This window comes from Iningainema tapete BLCC-T55 (assembly GCF_014698965.1).
In the GTDB taxonomy this organism is placed as follows: Bacteria; Cyanobacteriota; Cyanobacteriia; order Cyanobacteriales; family Nostocaceae; genus Iningainema; species Iningainema tapete.
On sequence record NZ_JACXAE010000009.1, the window covers coordinates 71,093 to 90,825 of the forward strand.

A 19,733-nucleotide genomic window follows, 5' to 3' on the forward strand; every position below is an offset into this window, starting at 1 on the left:
TTGAATACTTGAAGTGCGTCTAGAATAGACATCTGGTGAAAATGTAGGTAGAGACGCGAAATTTCGCGTCTCTACAAGGGTTTGAATTGACACATAATTATTTTTTACTACATGCTTAATCAGCGATCGCTCACTCCGAGAGGTTACATGTTACTTCTCTACTACAGAATTTTCGTAAATCATTTAGAATTGCTATATATTATAGTGCGATTCCACCCTAACCTGTAAGCGCGAAAAACTTATGACAAAAACTGAAATCTTGGCAGCACTCAAGCAAATGAAAACTGAAGAACGATTGGAAATCATCGAAGCGGCTTCTCGGATGATGCGCGAAGAGATAGAAGAAAAGGCACAACGCAAAGCCGAGAAGAAGAAGCGACTGAGGGAAGCAGTTGAGAAAGCCATCCCAGATTATATGCCAGGAGGTGCACTGTATGATTTATGGTCATCTGATAGCGAAGACTATTACGCTTCTGAAGAAGAAGCTCTTAGAGCCGGAGTAAAAACCGATGCATAGAGGTGAAGTTTGGCTTGTCCGACTTGATCCTACAGTTGGTGATGAAATTGGCAAGATTCGTCCAGTAGTGATTGTGAGTGATGAAACAGTGGGACTTTTACAACTAAAGGTAATTGTCCCTATTACTGAATGGAAAGAACGTTATGCAATTAGAGATTGGATGGTACAAATAGACGAAAGTGCAGAAAATGGATTGACTAAACTTTCCGCTGCTGACACTTTTCAAGTGCGCTCAATCTCACAAGAAAGGTTCATCCAGCAATTGGGAAGAATGGATGATGTAGCGATGCAAGAAATTAGCGAAGTTTTGGCTGTCGTCTTGAATATAAATGAATAGAATTTGCTGTTACCCTCATTTTCGTCTCCAATTCAAGCAAGTAAAAGCAGGTTGAACGTCAAGAAAGTTTAACTTGAATCCGATTTTGGTAAAATTTTTAGCCTACTAAGAAAAATCTATTCAATTTATTGTAAATATTTGTAAATTTGCTGGATAAAAAGCTAAAAACTTGATTTTTACGTAGTAAAACTGGCAGAATAGAGCATATGTACTTGTATTTATTAAAAGTTAGGTGTGGTGTCAAACTCTGAATGATTCCAATACAATTAACTCTAAAAAACTTCCTCAGTTACCGTGATGCAACTTTAGATTTTCGCGGTTTGCATACGGCTTGCATTGGCGGAGCAAATGGCGCTGGTAAATCTTCTCTACTTGAAGCGATTACTTGGGCAATTTGGGGTGAAAGTAGAGCAGCAACAGAAGATGACGTGATTCATACTGGCGCAAAAGAAGTTCGGGTAGATTTCATCTTTCAAACCAATGGGCAACAATACCGAGTTATTCGTACTCGCCAACGAGGTGGTAGTGGTGCGTTAGAATTTCAAGTAGAAACACCAAATGAGTTTCGCGCAATTACGGGCAAAGGCGTAAGGGCGACACAAGATTTGATTCTAGAACATATCAAGCTGGATTACGATACATTTATTAATTCTGCTTACCTGCGTCAAGGTCGAGCAGATGAATTCATGCTCAAACGCCCCAGCGAACGCAAGGAGATTTTAGCAGAGTTGTTGAAACTCAATCAATATGATGAGTTGGAAGAACGGGCAAAAGAATTGTCTCGTCAGTTTAAAGCTAGAGCGGAAGAGCTAGAAAGATCGCTCGAGACGATGAAAGCTCAACTACAGCAGCACTCTACCATCGCCCAACAACGAACAGAGCTAGAAACAGAAATTAACCAACTGCAACAGACACAACAATTTGACAACATCCAATTACAAAGTTTGCAAGTTGTGCAGCACCAACGCCAAACCTGGGAAGAACAACTTAACTTTGTCAGGCAGCAATATCAGAATCTTACCTCAGATTGCGATCGCCTCCAACAAGAACACTCAGAAATTACCACCCAGCGAGCCTTACTAGAAGAACTCACTTCTGTGCAAGCAGAAATTCAAGCCGGATACAATCAATATCAAATTCTCCAATCTCAAGAAGAAACGTTTGCCACTAAATTTGAAGAATACACCAAAGCAGAAGGAGCGCGTCAACGTTTATCACAGCAACTTACCAAACAAATTAATGATATCGAGCGACAACTGCAACACGCAGAAGCCCAACTAGAAACCTTAGAGCAACAAGAGTCAGAAGTTCAGCAAACTCTGAGTAAATCAGATGAAGTAGAAGCAGCTTTAGCACAACTAGCATCGGCACGAGAGCGTGTTGCTCGGTTCGATCAATTACAATTACAAGTATCACCACTCCTACAACAGCGCTCCAATTTGCAAAGTCAAATAGATCGCGTTCATGCTAGTTTAGTAGCACGACTAGAACAAATTCAAGCCACAGAAAACCAACTGCAACGGCAACAAAGACGCCAACCACAACTGCAACAAGCAGTAATGGAAGTAGCAGTACAAATTGAAGAACTAGAGAAAAAACGGGTTTATCTACAACGAGTACAGGAAAAAGGACAGGATAGGCGTCGCTTAATTGAACGTTTGCAAGATCATCAACGGGAGTATGAAAAACTACTAGGAGAATTACAGCAAAAGCTGCAAATGCTCCAGAATCCCAATGCTATTTGTCCTTTGTGTGAACGTCCTTTAGATGAACATCATTGGAATCGCGTAGTGGATAAAACTAAAGTAGAGTATAAAGACACTGAGGACGAACTATGGATAATCCGGGAACGAATGGCAGTTTCTGATAGAGAAATTCAAGTACTTCGCCAAGAATACCGGGAAATATCGCAACTTTTATCCCCTTATGATACTCTACGTGAACAACGAGGTCAACTAGCAGCACAGTTAGAAGTTACAACTGATGTTGAACAACAACTACAACAAATAGTTGCGCAAAAGCAGCAATTAGAGCGCTGTCTACAAGTTGGTGATTATGCTCATGACAAACAAGCAGAACTACAACACCTAGAACAATATCTGCAACAACTCAATTATAGTGAACAAGATCATGCTCTAGCTCGGAATGAAGTTGAACGGTGGCGGTGGGCAGAGATTAGACTCTCGCAGGTTAAAGATGCGGCTAAGCGACAAGCGCAGATAGCAGTAAGAAAACCAGAAATTGAAGCACAAATTGCTGCAATACAAGTCAAAATTCAACAGGAGAAAATCAACTCAGACTGTGCCAGACAAATAGCTGCTCTGGAGGAACGCATTGCGTCTATTGGTTACAACACAGAACAGCATAACAAACTACGTATGGCTGTACGTCAAGCTCAATCTTGGCAGTTACGCTATCAACACCTGCAAGGAGCGCAACAGCAATATCCACAGTTAAGTAGAAGAGTGCAAGAAATCGAGGTATCTTTACAGGCAAGATTAAGTGAACGGCAAAAATTTAAGAGTCAACTCGAAAGTCTTGTCAATCAAATGAAAGAAGTAGCCAACCCAACTGCGCAAATTCAAGCTATAGAGCAGCAGATGGCAACACGTAGACGAGAACTTGATGAACAAATCACCCAATTTGGACGCTTACAGCAGCTTGCTCACCAGTTAGAAATGCTACAAGTTCAGTATGAGCAACAACTGCAACAACTCCAAGAAACAAAGCGGCAATACCGTATTTATCAGGAATTAGCGCAAGCGTTTGGTAAAAATGGTATCCAGTCATTGATGATTGAAAATGTTTTACCTCAATTAGAAGCTGAGACAAATCAACTTTTATCGCGGTTGAGTGCTAATCAATTGCATGTTCAATTTGTCACACAAAAGGCGGGGCGGAGTGGTAAGGCAACAAAGAAAAATGCTAAGCTAATTGAGACTTTAGATATTGTAATTGCTGATGCCAGAGGAACACGAGCTTATGAAACTTACTCTGGAGGAGAAGCTTTTAGAATTAATTTTGCCATCCGTTTGGCTTTGGCGAAATTGTTGGCGCAGCGAGCAGGGGCGGCGTTGCAACTACTAATTATTGATGAAGGGTTTGGTACACAAGATGCAGAAGGATGTGATCGCCTGATTGCTGCAATTAATGCGATCGCTGCTGATTTCGCCTGTATACTCGCTGTTACTCACATGCCTCACCTCAAAGAAGCCTTTCAAGCTCGGATTGAGGTGAATAAAACTCAGGATGGTTCCCAAATCAGTTTGTTGATTTAACTACCAGTATTAATACTGATATTATCCACACAGATTTCATCCGTAACGCTGGAACGAACAACTGTATTTCATTAACGTGCTGCTATATTGGTTTTTCAACTATAAAATAGCAGCACAGACATTTGTGCTTGCTAACAGTTGTACCAATGAATGATGTGTTATTTACTCTAACAAAAAGTAAGACCTTAACTCAAGGTGATTTGAATAGTGCCTTAGACGAAATTACATTTGCAGCTGCCAATACTCTTAAAGTAGAGCGAGTGAGTGTGTGGTTATATAATAGCGATCGCTCTAAAATTCACTGCCTTAAACTCTACGAAAAAAGCCTTAACCGCTACACGTCTGGTATGCAGCTAAAAGCAGTTAGCTATCCTGCATACTTCAAAGCCTTAGAAACACAGCGTACCATCGCTGCTCACGATGCTTATACAGATCCTCGTACTAGCGAATTTGCTGTAGAATATCTTCCGGCTTTGGGAGTAACATCTTTATTAGATGCACCAATCTGGCAAGAAGGTGAAATGGTTGGTGTGATATGTCATGAACATACTGGAACAATACGCCAGTGGACTTTGGCAGAACAAAATTTTGCAGGTTGCATTGCTGATTTAATCTCTTTAGCATTGGAAGCTAGTGAACGTCAAAAAGCACAAACAACATTAGCAAAACGGGAACGCTACTTAGCAACACTGGTAGAAGTGCAAAGACTGCTGCTTGCCGAGCATAGTGATGGCAATTGTTATGCACAAATTATCGAACAACTAGGACTCGCCTCCGGCGCGAGTCGCGTTTATCTATTTGAAAACTACTATTTTCCGAATAGAGACTTTTTGAGTAGTCAAAGTTACCTGTGGTACGCTCAAGATATTTATGCGCTCGCAAACCCAGCAGAAAAATTTACCTTAGCATCCGTTTTACCTCGGTGGGCAGAAGTTTTAGGAAAAGGTGAAATCATTGCTAGCATCGTTGCTGAGTTACCAGAATCAGAAAGAGAAATTCTTAGTAGGCAAAAAACTCTTTCCATCTTGGTATTGCCTTTAAAGGTGAACAACCAATTTTGGGGTTTTATTGGCTTTGACAATTGTGTAGAAGCACGTTTGTGGGAGGCATTAGAAATAGATTTGCTTGGCGCTGCCGTCGCTGCCATCTCGCTACATTTAGAAAGAGCATTAGCACAGCAGCATCTCGCACAAGCTAAAGAAGAATTAGAAATTCGAGTAGAAAGACGAACAAAGGCTTTAAAAAAAGCAAATCAACAATTATTAGTAGAAATTGCTGAACGTACTGCTGCTCAGCGTGCTCAAGCTCATCTTTACGCTCAAGCGCAAGAAGCTGCTGCCGTCGCCCAGCAACACAGTCAAAAGTTGCAGCAAGCTTTAGAAGAACTGACAAAAGCTCAAAGTTTGATCGTTCAAAGTGAGAAAATGTCATCGCTAGGTCAATTAGTTGCTGGTGTCGCTCACGAGATTAACAACCCTATTAGTTTCATCTCTGGCAATCTAGCACATGCTAACCAGTATATACTAGAATTGCTAGATATTTTGCACCTGTATCAAGAATATTATCCTGAACCTGCACCAACTATTCAACAGCTATCAGATCATATTGATTTGGACTTTTTGTTGATGGATGTGCCCAAGCTTTTAACATCAATGCAGGTAGGCGCTCAGCGCATTAGCCAGATTGTTATTTCTCTGAGAAATTTTGCTCGCTTAGACGAAGCTGATTTGAAAAGCGTCAATCTCCATGAAGGCATCGACAACACTTTGTTAATATTACAGCATCGACTCAAGTTTGGCGATCGCCATCGCGAAATTCAAATTATTAAAGATTACGGCAACTTGCCTGCTGTCGAGTGCTACCCAGGCAAGCTTAACCAAGTATTTATGAATATTATTAATAATGCGATCGATGCTTTGACAAATAGGGAATGGCAAATCAAAAATGAGAAAATTTCCAATTCCCCATACCCCATGCCCACTATTTGGATTCGCACAGAAGTTTCTCCTCCTCGTCATGTACGTGTGCGCATAGCAGATAACGGTGTAGGAATGAGTGAAGATATCAAAGCAAGAGTATTCGATCCGTTTTTTACTACCAAACCTGTGGGCAGTGGCACTGGTTTAGGTTTATCTATTAGCTATCAAATAGTAGTAGAACATCAAGGTGTTTTAAGCTGTACTTCAGAGCCAGGGCAAGGAACTGAGTTTTGCATTGAAATTCCCATTTGTCAAACTAGCTCTTGTTCCCGTTGAAACATCAGCGTATCCGTAATAATTTTGACTTTTGAATGCGTGACTCTTGAGAAGCGACTGACTTGTGTCTGCTGCCTTACGGTACAGATAGCTAGGAGATAAGGTTATATGTGGCAAAATTAAAGATAATTCATATTATTATTGGTTAACTAGTAATGCTCGTCGGTCAAATTCTCCGCCAGCGCTATAAAATTACCCGTCTCTTAGGAAGCGGTAGCTTTGGAGTTACCTATTTAGCTGAAGATTTAGATTTACCCGATCATCCTGTATGTGTTGTCAAAAATCTCAAGCAAAGCCATAACCCTGAATATTTACGTCTCGCCAGAGTATTATTTGACAGAGAGGCAAAGGTTTTATATCAATTAGGCAGTGACTGCAAGGAGATTCCCAGGCTTTTCGCTCACTTTGAAGAAAAAGGGGAATTTTACCTAGTACAAGAGTTTATCGATGGACACAATTTAAGTGAGGAAATTTTTCCTGGGAAGAGGTGGAGTGAAGCTGAAGTCACACAGTTATTACAGGAAGTTTTAGAAGTTCTCACATTTATTCATAATCAAAATATTATTCATCGAGATATAAAACCACAAAATTTAATGCGTCGTAAGACAGATGGCAAGATAGTGTTGATAGACTTCGGCGCTGTTAAACAAATTAGTGGATTAGTAGTTAATGCTCAAGGGCAAACAAACGTCTCTGTTATTGTTGGGACTTCTGGCTATATGCCCAGCGAACAATTAAATGGGCTGCCTAAATTAAGCAGCGATGTTTATGCCGTGGGGATGCTAGGAATTTATGCTTTAACAGGAATCAAACCTCAGGATCTGCCTAGAGATAGTGGCAGTTGTGAAATTTTTTGGCGAAATTTGGTTTCGGTTAGCCCGAAACTGGCAGATGTATTAGATAAAATGGTCTGCTATCACTTTAATCAACGTTATCAAACAGCAGCCGAAGCTTTGCAAGCCCTCAAAGGGCTATCGTCATCACCACTACTCCCGCCGCCATCACCGCTACAACAGCCGTCACAAAATTTCATAATCCGAGAATTGGTAGCGAACCAGAAATTTTTAATTGGTGCTGTAGTTGGGGCAGGTATGCTACTTGGAGTGGGATTGCTATTTATGAGTTTTTGGCCACAATCCACACCCGAACCGGAAAAAACCGTAGTTAGTTCGGTACAACCCACACTCGAACCCGAAGAAACTACCAAAGATACAGTACAAGCTACAGATGATGTACAAGATGTACAACTGGTTTGCCCAGAAATACCAATACCACCTCTACCAAGTAATTCAGGGAGGAAAATTGGTCCAGTCACAGTTTATGGTTTTCCAAACGATTCATCTCTATCGCCGACAGGTAAAGGAATTATGATCTTTCCCGATCGCAAGTTTAGTGGTGTTGTTCGATATGATGGAGAATTCAAAGATGGAAAGTTCAATGGTTGTGGAAACTTGACTCGTGGAAATGGTGAGCGCTACTTAGGTCAGTTTGAGAATAATTCTTTTCAAGGTATAGGAAAATATTCTTGGAAAAATGGTTGTCAATATGTAGGAGAATTTAAAAACAACCAGTTTGATGGTCAAGGTACGTGGATATCTAAAGATGGTTCGCGTTCGAGTGGAATTTGGCAGCAAGGAAAATTGCAAGGAAAGGCTTTTAGTTGCCAATAATTTTTCAGGAATATTATATCAGAATATAGTCTTATAAGCCATATAATTAATACGTTTACTTTTTGTGGTTTCCTTTCTAACTTCAAGTACCAGCCTTTAATAGGTTGATTTTAGTATTTGGTGTGTTGATATTTAGAGGAGTGAGAAATGAATCAAAAATTACTGACAAAACTGATATTAGTTTTCTCGAAAACTTCTTTACTAGGTATTACAAATGTAGCTATTTGTCTACTACCATCCCTAGCGCAATCTACATCTGTTAATCAATTGCCAACAACGAAAAATCCGCTCAGCCAAACACCGCCAGAAAATCCGCTTAGCCCCACCCCAACACCAACTTCAACACCAGGTCCCACACCGCCAGAAAACCCCCTCAACCCCACACCGCCAGAAAACCCTCTTAGCCCTACCCCATCTCCAACTTCAATCCCAAGTCCCACACCGCCAGAAAATCCCCTCACCCCCACACCGCCAGAAAATCCGCTTAGCCCCACCCCAACACCAACACCTACTGTACCAGTTCCAACCAGACCGCCAACCCCAACACCAACACCTACTACACCAACCCTAACCCCAACCCCAACCTTAACTCCAACTCCAACGCCAAGGCAATCGCCAGTAAATACACCCACACCAACGCCAAGGCGATCGCCAGTAAATACACCCACACCATCTGCACCGGAACCAACACAACCAACACCAGAACCAACCCCAATCATCATTACACCCACACCGTCTGCACCGGAACCAACACCGCCAGTCATCACACCAACACTACCAACGGCACCGGAACCAACACCGCCAGTTATCACACCAATCCAGCCGACACCCACACCACCAAGACAACAACCAGCATCAAGACTGTCACCAGTTAGATTAACCCCTAACTATGTTGGGATCGGTGCAAACATTGGATTAGATGGCGATACAACTCTGGGGGAAAGTGCCTTCACTATCTTTGGTAAAATTGGTTTAACAAATAACTTCTCTTTTCGTCCTGCTTTTTTAGTGAAGGACGATGCTGTGATTCTTCTACCTGTAACATTTGACTATCCACTGCAATCAATCACAGACTTTGGCGAACAACGAATAAATTTTGTTCCTTACATTGGCGCAGGAGCGGCAATTTCCACAAGTGGAGATAGCAACATCGGCTTTCTGCTGACTGGCGGTGTCGATGTGCGCTTATCAAATGAATTTACCGCCAATGCTGGTTTAAACGTTGGTTTCCTTGATGACACTGATGTTGGGCTACGGTTTGGTATTGGTTACAACTTCTAAGTAATTTCCAGAAACTTACTGGATTTAGCTGAAGCTATTGACGCGGATGGTTTTGTCTGCTATCTTCATTGTACATAAGTATAAATCAAATTTTCTAGCAGAGCGCCAGACAAATGATCCGTTATAGTTCCTACTTTTATTTTTGGTTTAGGGTGGTTCACCGGGAGTGAATTAAGTTTCCTCACGGAAACCACCCGGTGAACCGCAGAGCGAACTCTGCGGTTTTTGTTTTTTTCAGGAGAATCTCATGGTGACGACCTATTTCCATAGCTGGTTTTATGGCTTTTACTTTTGGCCCAGATCAAGTTCCGGGTAAATAGCGTCATGCAGAGAAATCTTGAGCGCCCGGAACTTGAAAGTTTAAGTTCCGGGCTTTTTTGTAAATTAGGCAACAGTAACTGTAAAAAGGAGAATTCAATCATGATTAATGCTAAACTAGCTGCACAATCTCATCCTCACCATCAAACAATTGTCAATCTAGGAGAGGGTGTCGCCTTCGGTGGTACAGAATTGGTGATTATCGGTGGACCTTGCACTGTTGAAAGCATCGAGCAAATGGAAACAGTAGCCGAAAATCTATCGGCTGCGCCTGTACAAGCGTTGCGCGGCGGTGTCTACAAACCCCGCACGTCTCCCTACGCCTTCCAAGGCATGGGAGAAGAAGGACTAGACATTTTGGCTCAAGTGCGATCGCGTTACAAAATCCCAGTCGTCACCGAGGTAATGTCCATTACCCAAATTGAAATAGTCGCTGCCCATGCTGATATGCTTCAAATTGGTAGCCGCAACATGCAGAACTTCGATTTACTCAAAGCTTTAGGACAAGCAGGTAAACCGATACTTCTCAAACGTGGCTTAGCGGCAACAATTGAAGAATTCGTCATGGCAGCAGAATATATCTTAAGCCACGGCAATCCAGATGTAGTGCTATGTGAAAGAGGTATTCGCAGCTTCGATAATTACACCCGTAACGTCCTAGATTTAGGAGCAGTGGCAGCACTCAAGCAAATCACTCACTTACCAGTAATTGTAGATCCTTCCCATGCAGTAGGTAAACGGGAATTAGTAGCACCTATGGCTAGGGCTGCAGTTGCTTGTGGGGCAGATGGGTTAATTATTGAGTGTCATCCAGAACCGGAAAAATCAGTTTCTGATGCACGTCAAGCACTGTCTTTAGAGGATATGGTGAATTTAGTTCATAGCTTAAACCCTGTAGCAGCATCTGTTGGGCGCAGTATATCAGAAACATTCGGGGCGGGTTTAACACCTGCCCCTATTTGTTTGTCGGCAGCATAAAATTTCCCTAAGGGCAGCTATAAGCCTGTAGCCATGATCTACAGGCTGATGCAGCCCGATGTTAAATTGCTTCTACTCGCCACTGCTCTCATAATTAAGCAGTTTGAACCTTTTCCAAAACCCATTCCCGAATCAAATCAACGTAATCAATCCCTCTCGATCTAGCAACCTCTTTAACTGCTTCTACTTCAGTGGGTTGCAAGCGAAACTGCACCAAAGTTTCTCGTTCAAAAATGGGTTCTGTAACCTCAACTAACTGGTCTTCAAAATCAGTAAGATCGTGCGTATCCCAGAATTGAGCCAACTCTTGTATAGAATCAGTTTGGGGAATTTTTTGAATGTTCATCGGTTTTTCCATTGATAATAAAGACAGGTGTTATTTTTGCTCTTGTTATGCACTTAACGTACTTAGACAGTAACAGTTGGTTAATTGAAATCGCAGGAAAACGAATACTAATTGATCCTTGGCTAGTCGGTTCGTTGACTTTTGGTAATTTGGATTGGTTTTTTAAAGCTTCTCGATCGCAAGAACACTCAATACCAAAGAACATTGACTTAATTTTACTGTCCCAAGGTTTGGAAGATCATGCTCATCCACCAACACTCAAGCAGCTTGACAGCAATATTCCGGTTGTAGCTTCTGCCAATGCTGCCAAGGTAGTACAGCAGCTGGGTTACGCTCAGGTTACAGTACTTGCTCATGGTGAAACCTTCACTTTAAATCAGTGTGTAAAAATTAAAGCTACTCCCGGATCACCCATTGGACCTACTTTGTTGGAAAATGGTTATTTACTCCAGGATTTGCAGAGCGGTTTTACTCTCTACTACGAGCCTCACGGGTATCATTCCTCACAACTCAAGCAAGATGCACCAGTTGATGTGGTGATTACACCGATTACTAGCATAGAACTGCCTTTGCTAGGTTCAATTATTAAAGGAAATAACAGCACTTTGGAAGTGGCGAAGTTGTTGCAACCTCAAGTAATCTTACCCACAGCGGCAGGAGGAGATGTGGTGTTTGAGGGATTGTTGTCGAAACTCCTTCATCCTATGGGAACTGTTGAGGAATTTCGTCTGTTACTAGAGAAAAATCACCTTTCCACACGGGTAATTGAACCGAAAAGTGGCGATCGTTTTGAATTAGAATTATCCAAGCGAACATTAACAATTTAAGTTGTTTGCAGATTCTGTTAGCTCAAGGATTGGGCAAACCACCGCCGAATCAACTCTACTTGGAAGCGAAAGCCGTCGCCTGCTTCCTCAATTAACTCGCGTTGCAATAGTAATTTTAGAGCGTTGTCTGCCGTATCAGACAATTGTTGTGATAAAGTTTTGCTGCTAACTATTGCCCCTTCTCCTTGTGCTGCAATCAAGCGCAGTATAGCTAGTCCCGCCATGTCTACTTGGTTGTTTTGAATATCAGCGAAGAAAAAGCTCGCACTGTTCAAAGCGTTTGGAACCGCTGCTTCTACGTCGGCTTTCCCATGACTTGATACTTAACGACCAAATTCTCCCAAGCTAAAAAAATTGCTGAATTATCTGGCTTCAATGTAAAAAGACTCTTCAATTGAGCTAATTCGTATATGATTCTTGTAACAGATAGCCCCAACCCATTAACTGTAGTAGGACGTGTAGCAACAACCCAAAACTCAATAAAGTTCTGTGGAATGACACAAAGTTCCTCACCTTGCTCAAGCAAACTCTTCACTGCATCAACAGCAGCTTCATGCATTGGATGAGTTTCTTGAACACTCCGTAGTAATACATTTGTGTCTACCAAATAACTCATAACATTTCATCTTCTCTGGTATAGATACTCTCACGACTGATTGCTTCATCCGAGAGGGGTGGTGCCTGTATCGAATGACTTTTTGCCCATTTGACAAATGCTTGAGCGCGTTCCTGGGGAGAAAGAACGGTAGGCACTACTGATGGTTGTGAAGCACTCAACAAGCCGGAGATCGCCATTTGCAAAAATTCTTCTACTGATATACCAGCAGATGCGGCTTGAGCAATCAACTGAGCTTCAATCTCTGGTTTCAACTCAATCACGATCGCCACAATATAACCCTCCTAACAGCAATACTGATGAATGCAATCCTTTCTAAACAAGTTTAGCGTAGTGAAGATGTCTATAGAGCTACTTGACAAAATTCCACTCTAATGTTTTTATCGGTGCAGTCTGTAGCGCTTCTGTAAGTTCGTCGTTACTGTCAAATTTCAATTGCTCTAGATAGCAAGCTTCCACTTTGACAGTAAACTGGTCTTCTTGAAAGGGCCAAGGCATGACAGTGACAGTGCCATCACTACGCTCCAGCACATCATAGCGTTGACCATCCCCTGTCTTGGCAATTTCTAAAGCACGTTCACCAGCAGGTAACATGCGGTTGCAGAGGATCAGGGAGAGGCGATCGCACCATTGAAAAAACGCATAAGCGGATGTTGCGTCGTCTTTTGTAATATTCAACCCCTGACGCCATTGCTCTTGATGCTGTAGTTGCTCGTCTAAAAAGCGATCCAATTCTGGTGACTCTCCGCGTTTACCCTCCAATAGAAAGCTGAGGTGCATAGAAATCAACATTGCTACCCATCGTCCGCGATATCGGGCGTTGTGCGCAAGATTCTGTATCTTTTTTAGATCGGTTTCCGTCTGTAGGGTAAAGTCGAGTGGTGCGCCTGCTTCTGTCAGGTGATTACCTTCCCATTCTTTTTCCAAATCGTCGTGATGGGAAATTGCGGCGATTGTCTCTAGCCAGCGTAATGGACGTTGATTGGGATGCCAATGTCCGGCAATTTCCGCCGCAAGTAAAGCATGGGCGCGATGGTAAATTACTTCCCAACCTTTCTGGTCTTGGTTAACAATCATAGCTTTTCTAATGTATTAAATCTTACCTTAACTCTAATTTTTTGTAGATGCCACCCTGGTTCTATGATGAAGATCGACAAATGAATTAGATCGCATACTATATCTTGCGGAACTTCAGTAGAGAAACCATCTGTCCACAGAATTAAAAAAAGCCTTTATGAGTATATTTACGTCCAAAAATTGGCTTCCCAGCCAACAACAACTAACTCCCTATCTATTTTTATTGCCTGCTCTAGTTCTCTTAGTTTTAACCGTATTTTTACCCGCTCTACAAGCGTTTTTACTTAGCTTTACGCGCTACGAATACGATATAACTCAACAACCGCAATGGGTAGGTTTTGCCAACTTCCAGCGTTTGTGGAGTGACCCAGTTTTTTGGCAAACTTTAGTAAACACCTTGCTGTATCTCGTGTGCGTAGTGCCGATTTTAGTAATTATTCCCTTGGCACTGGCAATTTTAGTCAATCAGAAACTACGCGGGATCAACTGGTTTAGAGCTGCTTATTATGTGCCTGTGATTATTTCAATAGTAGTGGCGGGAATTGCTTGGCGATCGCTATATGCAGAAAACGGCTTACTCAATCAACTACTCAAGGGCATTGTTCCGGAAGGAATTCCCTGGCTCACCGACAGGCGCTTTGCCCTCTACAGTGTGATGGCTGTGACGGTGTGGAAGGGATTGGGTTACTATATGGTGATTTATCTGGCTGGGTTGCAATCTATCCCTAGTGATGTGTATGAAGCAGCTGCGATCGATGGTTCAGATGGTATCCGCAAACACTGGGATATTACCGTACCTTTGATGAAACCTTATCTAGCATTAGTTGCGGTAATTTCAGCAATTTCTGCGACAAAAGTATTTGAAGAAGTTTATATCATGACTAAAGGTGGACCAAGAAATAGCTCGAAAACAATTGTTTATTATTTGTATGAACAAGCATTTAAAAACTCAGAAATTAGCTATGCTTGTACAATTGGGCTGGTGTTGTTTTTGATAATTTTCGGACTATCAGTTTTAAGATTATTACTTAGCAAAAAAGCAGGAGAACCGTTAACAAATTAGGAATAATTAAATACCAGGGCTATTTCATTCTATACACGAACGCCATGTACTCAAGTACATGGCTAATAGCTGAAGTCCGTTAAAACGGACTAAAAAGCAACTGTTTAGTCGGTTTTAACCGAATTGAGTTATAAGCCTAGAACTGAAGTTCTAGGCTTTGTTTAAAAAACGTACCTTTACCGTCTCAATTTTCAACCAACAGATATAATTTATTCTTGGCTGAAAGTACCTCAAAGGCATATTTTGCCAAAAGTTTATGAACCGCTGTGGTTGGATGTATATCGTCCCAAAAGAAAAACTCTTCAGTGTAACCCTGAAGTTGAGACAACTGTTCAAGTTCAGAGTTTGTTACTACTGTGAAACCGAATTTTTGTGGTGAAGCAAAAACTTGATTAAATAATGAATACACATCAAATTGAATGATGTTGACGCAATTACCTAAAGATTGCGATAAAGCTTTGAGTGACTCAGCTAAGCCAGAGTTATGTTTCTGGGTGATATCACTTAGGAATTTGGATACTTGAGGATCTTGCCTGGTAGCGGGAAGTTTTCCCAAATCAGGTAAATTAACTACCATGATATTTTTAGCGCCAAGTGTAGCTAGTAACTTAACACCATTTGAAAGATTGGCGATCGCTTGTGTTGAATCCTGTAAGCTACCACTGAGGTAATCATTAGCACCAGCCCAAATAATGTAAAGTGCTTCTCGATCCGCTTGTGGATATTGTGTTTTAAAGCTGGTGAATTGCTGTTGCAATCCGGGTAAATTCAGGGGATTGTTCGGAATAAAGGTATTAGTGTTTCCTGTATTTGCACCACCTATGGCATAATTGGTTTTTCGCTTAGAGGTTAGTCCTAATAATTGTGCAAGATATTCCACCCAGATAGCACCGTTAGAAAAGCGTCCCTGAATGTAAGGTGGTGCTGGTGGAAGCCCCTCTTTGAAGCCTTTGCGCGTAGCATCGAAAGCATTGCCAATATCTGAGAGACTATCTCCAAACACATAAATTTCATTAAATAGTCCACTTATCAGACTTGATTCAAAAGAACGTTCTTTGATTGAAGGAGCGGTAGCAACGTCAAGATTGACATCTCGATATCGATTGACAACATCAAATAAATTGATAATCATGAGTTAAGTTTTAGTGAGGTGAAAAGATCCATTTAATTATTAATAGGTGTAAACAAAATCAAATTATGCACTTAATCATGACTCTTTAAGATGCCCGACAACTTTTACGAAGTCGGGTATCTAGTTTGCTCAAACAATCACTAAACAATCGTTTTTAACCTCGGCAAGCATGTCATTGAATGCATCCGTGTAATTACCATTTTCATCCACAATTTTGCGGAGTGTATATTCGCCGATATATGGAATTCCGCCAAACCAAACGTTTTTACGTTGCCATGTATTCCCATTCTGACTACTTTTGTCTCGCCACAAGGTGGGATATACAATCCAACTTGGTACGGGTATTCCAAACCCAATGGGGATGATTTGGGCAGACAGCAGAGCATCATCTTCAAACTGGATTTTGTAGGTGAATCGAGAAATTTGCGCAGCACGAAGTAATAACGCTCCCAAAAGCGATTTATGAAAAGTCCATTGTAGTGGGGCAGATACAGGTAAAAATAAGGTTAGGTTCTTTTCGTCCCATTCTAAGTTGTAGAACGTGAAACAATCATCTGGAAGCGGATTGCCATCCATATAAAATATACCTCTGAGAACAGATGGTAAGTTGGTTGGGATGACAGAAATCATCCAAGTTGCGATATTGTCAAGTTGCTTGATCTCAATTGATACACTCATGGCTTATTTTCTGATTGGGGTGTAGTATAATCACTTTTGCTGAGTAAAGCCTTGTAGAACAAGGTTATTTGGAGTAACAGCAGTTACTTTCTCGAAATCCCACTTGACTTCTGTAATTGAACTCCACTGATATTTTTTGAACAGATACAAACAGAAGATCTTGATGATGCCGACTGATAATGATGTGCCGGGACAAGCACGCTCATGATCCTTGCCGTTCCATGATAAAATATCGGAAAAATCTCGGTTAATGTCAAAATTATCTGGATTCTCGTATCTGTTGGCATCGCGATTCGCGGTAAAGATGGAGCCAAGCAATCGAGTACCTTTGAGGATTGGACATTTCTGGTTGCCAATTGTGACTTCACCAGGAACAGTTGCAAGTTGGCTGACAAATCGCACAGGTGGGTAGAGACGGGCAGTTTCCAAAATCACTTTATCGAGTAGTTGTAACTGTTCCAGTAAAGAACCATTTGGAGTTTCCGAACCATTCCACGCAGCATTAATCTCTGCTACTACGTCATTCCTTAAGGCGTCATTCAAGCATAAAACACCAATTACCGATCCCAGAAGCGCACTTGTCCCTGCTGTGCCAGCAATGTGAATCGTATCAAAAAGAGAGTTGGCAATTTGATCAGGGTTCAACTGATATTGAGCGCCTGTTTCAAAATAAGCAGCCCACTCAGGTGATTGTTTGTATTTCTCTATTAAACGTTTGCGATGTTGAATATTTGGTCTAGTTTTAATCGCCAAGAGTATTTTACTGATCAAATCTGGCAAGGATGCAAGAGCTAATCCTTTGATGTATGCACGCGATGCTTTAATTTCTTCGTCAGATAATGAGATCTGGAAAATTAGTTGATGCAATACCCAAACCATTATCCCAGGTATATCGTCTCCGACATGCAATTTGCCTTGCCCTGCTGCTTTTACTAAGGCTTGATCGATCAACTGCCCTAAAATATCTGTCTTTTCATTGTGCTGCGGCAAAGCTTGTAAGATGACAGCGCGACTTCCCGTATGTTCATTCCCGTTCATTCCCAAGGTTAATGGGTTGTTGAGCAAGTAACTGGGAGCTAATATTCTGATGATACCTAAATCGTTTCCCCGTAGTTGCGGCTCGACGTGCATCAGTTTTTTCACATCAGCGTGATCGGTATGCATAATCGCTTGGTCTACAGCGTAATATTTATTACCGATATGTTGCTTACGGACTTTGAGAAAGTCTGTCCACGCCCTCAGTATGATGAAAGCATCCATGTAATATAGCCGCAAGCGTAGCCGCTTACCCTTGGGAGAGTCATAACCAACTTTGGCAATTTCAGGTGAAACCTGGAGTTGGCGATCGTGAGCTTTAAGTATTTTTGTCGTTTCCATAATTTTAGATATTTATGCTTTGCGGAATTCGAGAAGGAAGTAGATATTCGTAAGGTGGGCGGTTTTCGTTGCGTTGTTTGATGGTATCTTCAACCTGCTGAAGATTTTCTTGGAATGCCTGCAACAAAGGTTTTACTTGCTGGTCGGAAAAATGTGCTTCTGAGTACTTGCCTAGTGTGTTATAATAAACCGAACCAAGTAATTGAAGCAAATTTATTTGCCTTTGCGCCTGCTCGAAGGGTGGGAGCAAATTAAGGTAGTCTTGTTCACTTACTTCACCCAATAGCGTTGATGTCGGTAAATACCCAGCTAATGGTAGTGCAGGGGCGTAGCTCATCAAATCTTTCTGCGGGAAGTTAACTGCAGCGTGTTGGGCGCTAGCAGTAAAAATAATCAGCGTTACGGCATCAACTAGATAATCCCGCGTCTTAATCCCTCCATTCTCGCCAAAATCTGGTATACGCCCTCCATCTAAAGCCTGAACTTCCGCTGCCCATGCTTGGAGGGCGGTATCTTTGTAAACATCCTCATCCGTTGAGTAGTAAAGGTTCAGGTAGTCTGATACCCACTGATGAATGGCATCCCAAACTAGTAGTGCATCATCTCGGTAAGGATAAACGGGCAGCAAGTTGGGATCGTCTACTCCACGCTGCTTGAATTGCTTGGGTAACATTGCAGAGTTGAAGCCATAACTTTGCACTCCGAATACTGCTAATATTCGTGAGTTATCGATTGTCGATGACAGCAATCGATCAACGCTGCCACCAGGAGCGATGAGAACTCTTTGCGCTGCATCGTTGATGGCTAAAGTGCCTTCAAAATGCGGGCGTAGCAGTAAGCTTAGGGGATGAGTTTTCGGTAATTGGCGATGAGTTGCCATCACAAACGCACCCACAAACAGGTGAGTTCGAGCAAGGTGGGTGATGGGTTCGTGGTAGTTGGCATCGGCAATTTGCACAAGGGCTTTGGCAAATAACCATGCGTATTTGGGAGATTTGGGAGTGAAAATTTGGCTTGCGCCTGGATGCCCAATTTCAATTGCCACCGTGCGCAGTAGCCGTGACGGCTCTGAGCCTTTGGGAACTGCAAATAGCGCTCTTGGCGCACTTAGGTATTTTTGATATTGTCGGAAAGTACCGTTGAGTGCACCTTCTAAAATTTGATAGTCTGCTTGGTAAAGTCTTCCTTCTTGGAGTGCTGTTGTTAATGAATCGTCACTCCCCATGATCTCTTGATACTGGGTATCTTCGAGTGAGAAGCGATCGCTCAAGCTATATACCCGTTCGATCATTACTGGATTGAAGCCCGCTACTTGCATGTAGGCAAAGCTTTCGTCTTCTTGGAAAGTCTTAGCAATGGGTGGTAGATTTATTCTTGGGTATAATTTTCTGTAGTCATCTACGCTGGTTGCATGTCCCGTAGGTTGTCCTCTGTCGAGGCGATCGTTAATTCGACGGAAAAGATCTCGGAAAATTGACAATCCACCATCCTTAATAATTGAAAACAACAGTTCATCAATTTCGCGGTAATCATTGGATAGTCTTTTGAGCAATAGCTGCGGAGCAATTTGCAGAATTTTAGTAAAGATGGTAAGTTGAACTGTGAGAGCCTCCTCGCGCACCACCTCAAAGATAAAATTTCTCACATCATCCCGTAGCGAAGCGGAACCGCGATTACCTCGGTTGGTAATTAGGGTATTGAGGAAAAGAACCCGTATTTCCTTGGCTAATAAACGATACCAAGCTTTGGAGAACTCTTCGCTCGGAGGAAGCTCCGAGATCATCGCCAGCGGTGGAATCCGCGTGTAGTTGTACTGATATTCTTGCCTTATAGGGTCTAAGTTATCAGTAACTGAGTTTAAATTACTTTGTGATGCAGTCATGGATACAACTCAATTGTACTGGTTTGAGGATAACTTTAAAGATATTGTCTTGCCACCTAATCGCTACAATTTGGACTTGAATTTAAATAGATGTCACTCCA

The 19,733-nt window shown here is 41.9% G+C and carries 18 protein-coding genes; 9 read left to right on the forward strand and 9 right to left on the reverse strand.

The features are described from left to right. Positions 1 to 241: 241 nt before the first annotated feature. From ICL16_RS01225 to aroF, 7 genes are all read left to right on the forward strand, one after another. A complete protein-coding gene (locus ICL16_RS01225) occupies positions 242 to 517 on the forward strand; it encodes a hypothetical protein (protein WP_190825071.1) in 276 nt (91 codons plus the stop codon). After that, a complete protein-coding gene (locus ICL16_RS01230) occupies positions 510 to 854 on the forward strand; it encodes a type II toxin-antitoxin system PemK/MazF family toxin (protein ID WP_190825072.1) in 345 nt (114 codons plus the stop codon). Before ICL16_RS01225 ends, ICL16_RS01230 begins: the two co-directional genes overlap by 8 nt. Positions 855 to 1,105: 251 nt before the next feature. Further along, positions 1,106 to 4,132 carry an exonuclease subunit SbcC gene (gene sbcC / locus ICL16_RS01235; RefSeq protein WP_190825073.1) on the forward strand — a complete coding sequence of 1,009 codons (3,027 nt, stop codon included), beginning with the start codon at positions 1,106 to 1,108 and terminating at the stop codon, positions 4,130 to 4,132. Positions 4,133 to 4,278: 146 nt separating this feature from the next. Then, on the forward strand, positions 4,279 to 6,387 hold the full coding sequence (locus ICL16_RS01240) for a GAF domain-containing sensor histidine kinase (RefSeq protein WP_190825074.1): 2,109 nt from the start codon (positions 4,279 to 4,281) through the stop codon (positions 6,385 to 6,387). A gap of 155 nt (positions 6,388 to 6,542) precedes the next feature. Beyond that, positions 6,543 to 8,057: a protein kinase domain-containing protein gene (locus tag ICL16_RS01245; RefSeq protein WP_190825075.1), complete on the forward strand. Its 1,515-nt coding sequence runs from the start codon at positions 6,543 to 6,545 to the stop codon at positions 8,055 to 8,057. A gap of 147 nt (positions 8,058 to 8,204) precedes the next feature. Next, positions 8,205 to 9,338 carry a hypothetical protein gene (locus ICL16_RS01250; protein ID WP_190825076.1) on the forward strand — a complete coding sequence of 378 codons (1,134 nt, stop codon included), beginning with the start codon at positions 8,205 to 8,207 and terminating at the stop codon, positions 9,336 to 9,338. A gap of 324 nt (positions 9,339 to 9,662) precedes the next feature. Further along, a complete protein-coding gene (aroF, locus tag ICL16_RS01255; protein ID WP_273038034.1) occupies positions 9,663 to 10,634 on the forward strand; it encodes a 3-deoxy-7-phosphoheptulonate synthase in 972 nt (323 codons plus the stop codon). Positions 10,635 to 10,728: 94 nt separating this feature from the next. Here the strand turns inward: aroF and ICL16_RS01260 are convergent, their stop codons facing one another. Beyond that, the gene (locus ICL16_RS01260; protein ID WP_190825078.1) at positions 10,729 to 10,980 is read right to left on the reverse strand and encodes a CopG family antitoxin; all 252 of its coding nucleotides are present in this window, start codon (positions 10,978 to 10,980) and stop codon (positions 10,729 to 10,731) included. A gap of 47 nt (positions 10,981 to 11,027) precedes the next feature. Between ICL16_RS01260 and ICL16_RS01265 the strand changes: the two genes are divergently transcribed. Beyond that, positions 11,028 to 11,807: an MBL fold metallo-hydrolase gene (locus ICL16_RS01265; RefSeq protein WP_190825079.1), complete on the forward strand. Its 780-nt coding sequence runs from the start codon at positions 11,028 to 11,030 to the stop codon at positions 11,805 to 11,807. Positions 11,808 to 11,824: 17 nt separating this feature from the next. On the opposite strand, the gene ICL16_RS01270 is transcribed toward ICL16_RS01265, so the two are convergent. From ICL16_RS01270 to ICL16_RS01285, 4 genes are all read right to left on the reverse strand, one after another. Further along, entirely contained in the window at positions 11,825 to 12,082 is a 258-nt protein-coding gene (locus ICL16_RS01270) for a hypothetical protein (protein ID WP_190825080.1), read from the reverse strand. Positions 12,083 to 12,102: 20 nt separating this feature from the next. Continuing rightward, on the reverse strand, positions 12,103 to 12,423 hold the full coding sequence (locus ICL16_RS01275) for a type II toxin-antitoxin system VapC family toxin (RefSeq protein WP_190825081.1): 321 nt from the start codon (positions 12,421 to 12,423) through the stop codon (positions 12,103 to 12,105). Beyond that, positions 12,420 to 12,695, reverse strand: coding sequence for a hypothetical protein (locus ICL16_RS01280; RefSeq protein ID WP_190825082.1), 276 nt, complete (start codon positions 12,693 to 12,695; stop codon positions 12,420 to 12,422). Before ICL16_RS01280 ends, ICL16_RS01275 begins: the two co-directional genes overlap by 4 nt. A 79-nt stretch (positions 12,696 to 12,774) precedes the next feature. After that, positions 12,775 to 13,500, reverse strand: coding sequence for a DUF3891 family protein (locus tag ICL16_RS01285; protein WP_190825083.1), 726 nt, complete (start codon positions 13,498 to 13,500; stop codon positions 12,775 to 12,777). Between the two features lie 157 nt (positions 13,501 to 13,657). Between ICL16_RS01285 and ICL16_RS01290 the strand changes: the two genes are divergently transcribed. Beyond that, on the forward strand, positions 13,658 to 14,563 hold the full coding sequence (locus tag ICL16_RS01290; protein ID WP_190825084.1) for a carbohydrate ABC transporter permease: 906 nt from the start codon (positions 13,658 to 13,660) through the stop codon (positions 14,561 to 14,563). A gap of 184 nt (positions 14,564 to 14,747) precedes the next feature. Here ICL16_RS01290 and ICL16_RS01295 read toward each other — a convergent pair whose 3' ends face one another. From ICL16_RS01295 to ICL16_RS01310, 4 genes are all read right to left on the reverse strand, one after another. Then, positions 14,748 to 15,695: an SGNH/GDSL hydrolase family protein gene (locus ICL16_RS01295; protein WP_190825085.1), complete on the reverse strand. Its 948-nt coding sequence runs from the start codon at positions 15,693 to 15,695 to the stop codon at positions 14,748 to 14,750. A gap of 129 nt (positions 15,696 to 15,824) precedes the next feature. Continuing rightward, positions 15,825 to 16,373, reverse strand: a complete 549-nt coding sequence (locus ICL16_RS01300; protein WP_190825086.1) for a hypothetical protein — start codon at positions 16,371 to 16,373, stop codon at positions 15,825 to 15,827. A 30-nt stretch (positions 16,374 to 16,403) separates the two neighbouring features. Continuing rightward, positions 16,404 to 17,750, reverse strand: coding sequence for a cytochrome P450 (locus ICL16_RS01305; RefSeq protein WP_190825087.1), 1,347 nt, complete (start codon positions 17,748 to 17,750; stop codon positions 16,404 to 16,406). Between the two features lie 4 nt (positions 17,751 to 17,754). Further along, on the reverse strand, positions 17,755 to 19,632 hold the full coding sequence (locus tag ICL16_RS01310) for a lipoxygenase family protein (protein WP_190825088.1): 1,878 nt from the start codon (positions 19,630 to 19,632) through the stop codon (positions 17,755 to 17,757). Positions 19,633 to 19,733: the final 101 nt, after the last annotated feature.

Coding starts and splice junctions, on each gene's coding strand:
- ICL16_RS01225 (WP_190825071.1), top strand. CDS start 242: ATGACAAAAACTGAAATCTTGGCAGCACTCAAGCAAATGAAAACTGAA.
- ICL16_RS01230 (WP_190825072.1), top strand. CDS start 510: ATGCATAGAGGTGAAGTTTGGCTTGTCCGACTTGATCCTACAGTTGGT.
- sbcC (WP_190825073.1), top strand. CDS start 1,106: ATGATTCCAATACAATTAACTCTAAAAAACTTCCTCAGTTACCGTGAT.
- ICL16_RS01240 (WP_190825074.1), top strand. CDS start 4,279: ATGAATGATGTGTTATTTACTCTAACAAAAAGTAAGACCTTAACTCAA.
- ICL16_RS01245 (WP_190825075.1), top strand. CDS start 6,543: ATGCTCGTCGGTCAAATTCTCCGCCAGCGCTATAAAATTACCCGTCTC.
- ICL16_RS01250 (WP_190825076.1), top strand. CDS start 8,205: ATGAATCAAAAATTACTGACAAAACTGATATTAGTTTTCTCGAAAACT.
- aroF (WP_273038034.1), top strand. CDS start 9,663: ATGCAGAGAAATCTTGAGCGCCCGGAACTTGAAAGTTTAAGTTCCGGG.
- ICL16_RS01260 (WP_190825078.1), bottom strand. CDS start 10,980: ATGAACATTCAAAAAATTCCCCAAACTGATTCTATACAAGAGTTGGCT.
- ICL16_RS01265 (WP_190825079.1), top strand. CDS start 11,028: ATGCACTTAACGTACTTAGACAGTAACAGTTGGTTAATTGAAATCGCA.
- ICL16_RS01275 (WP_190825081.1), bottom strand. CDS start 12,423: ATGAGTTATTTGGTAGACACAAATGTATTACTACGGAGTGTTCAAGAA.
- ICL16_RS01285 (WP_190825083.1), bottom strand. CDS start 13,500: ATGATTGTTAACCAAGACCAGAAAGGTTGGGAAGTAATTTACCATCGC.
- ICL16_RS01290 (WP_190825084.1), top strand. CDS start 13,658: ATGAGTATATTTACGTCCAAAAATTGGCTTCCCAGCCAACAACAACTA.
- ICL16_RS01295 (WP_190825085.1), bottom strand. CDS start 15,695: ATGATTATCAATTTATTTGATGTTGTCAATCGATATCGAGATGTCAAT.
- ICL16_RS01300 (WP_190825086.1), bottom strand. CDS start 16,373: ATGAGTGTATCAATTGAGATCAAGCAACTTGACAATATCGCAACTTGG.
- ICL16_RS01305 (WP_190825087.1), bottom strand. CDS start 17,750: ATGGAAACGACAAAAATACTTAAAGCTCACGATCGCCAACTCCAGGTT.
- ICL16_RS01310 (WP_190825088.1), bottom strand. CDS start 19,632: ATGACTGCATCACAAAGTAATTTAAACTCAGTTACTGATAACTTAGAC.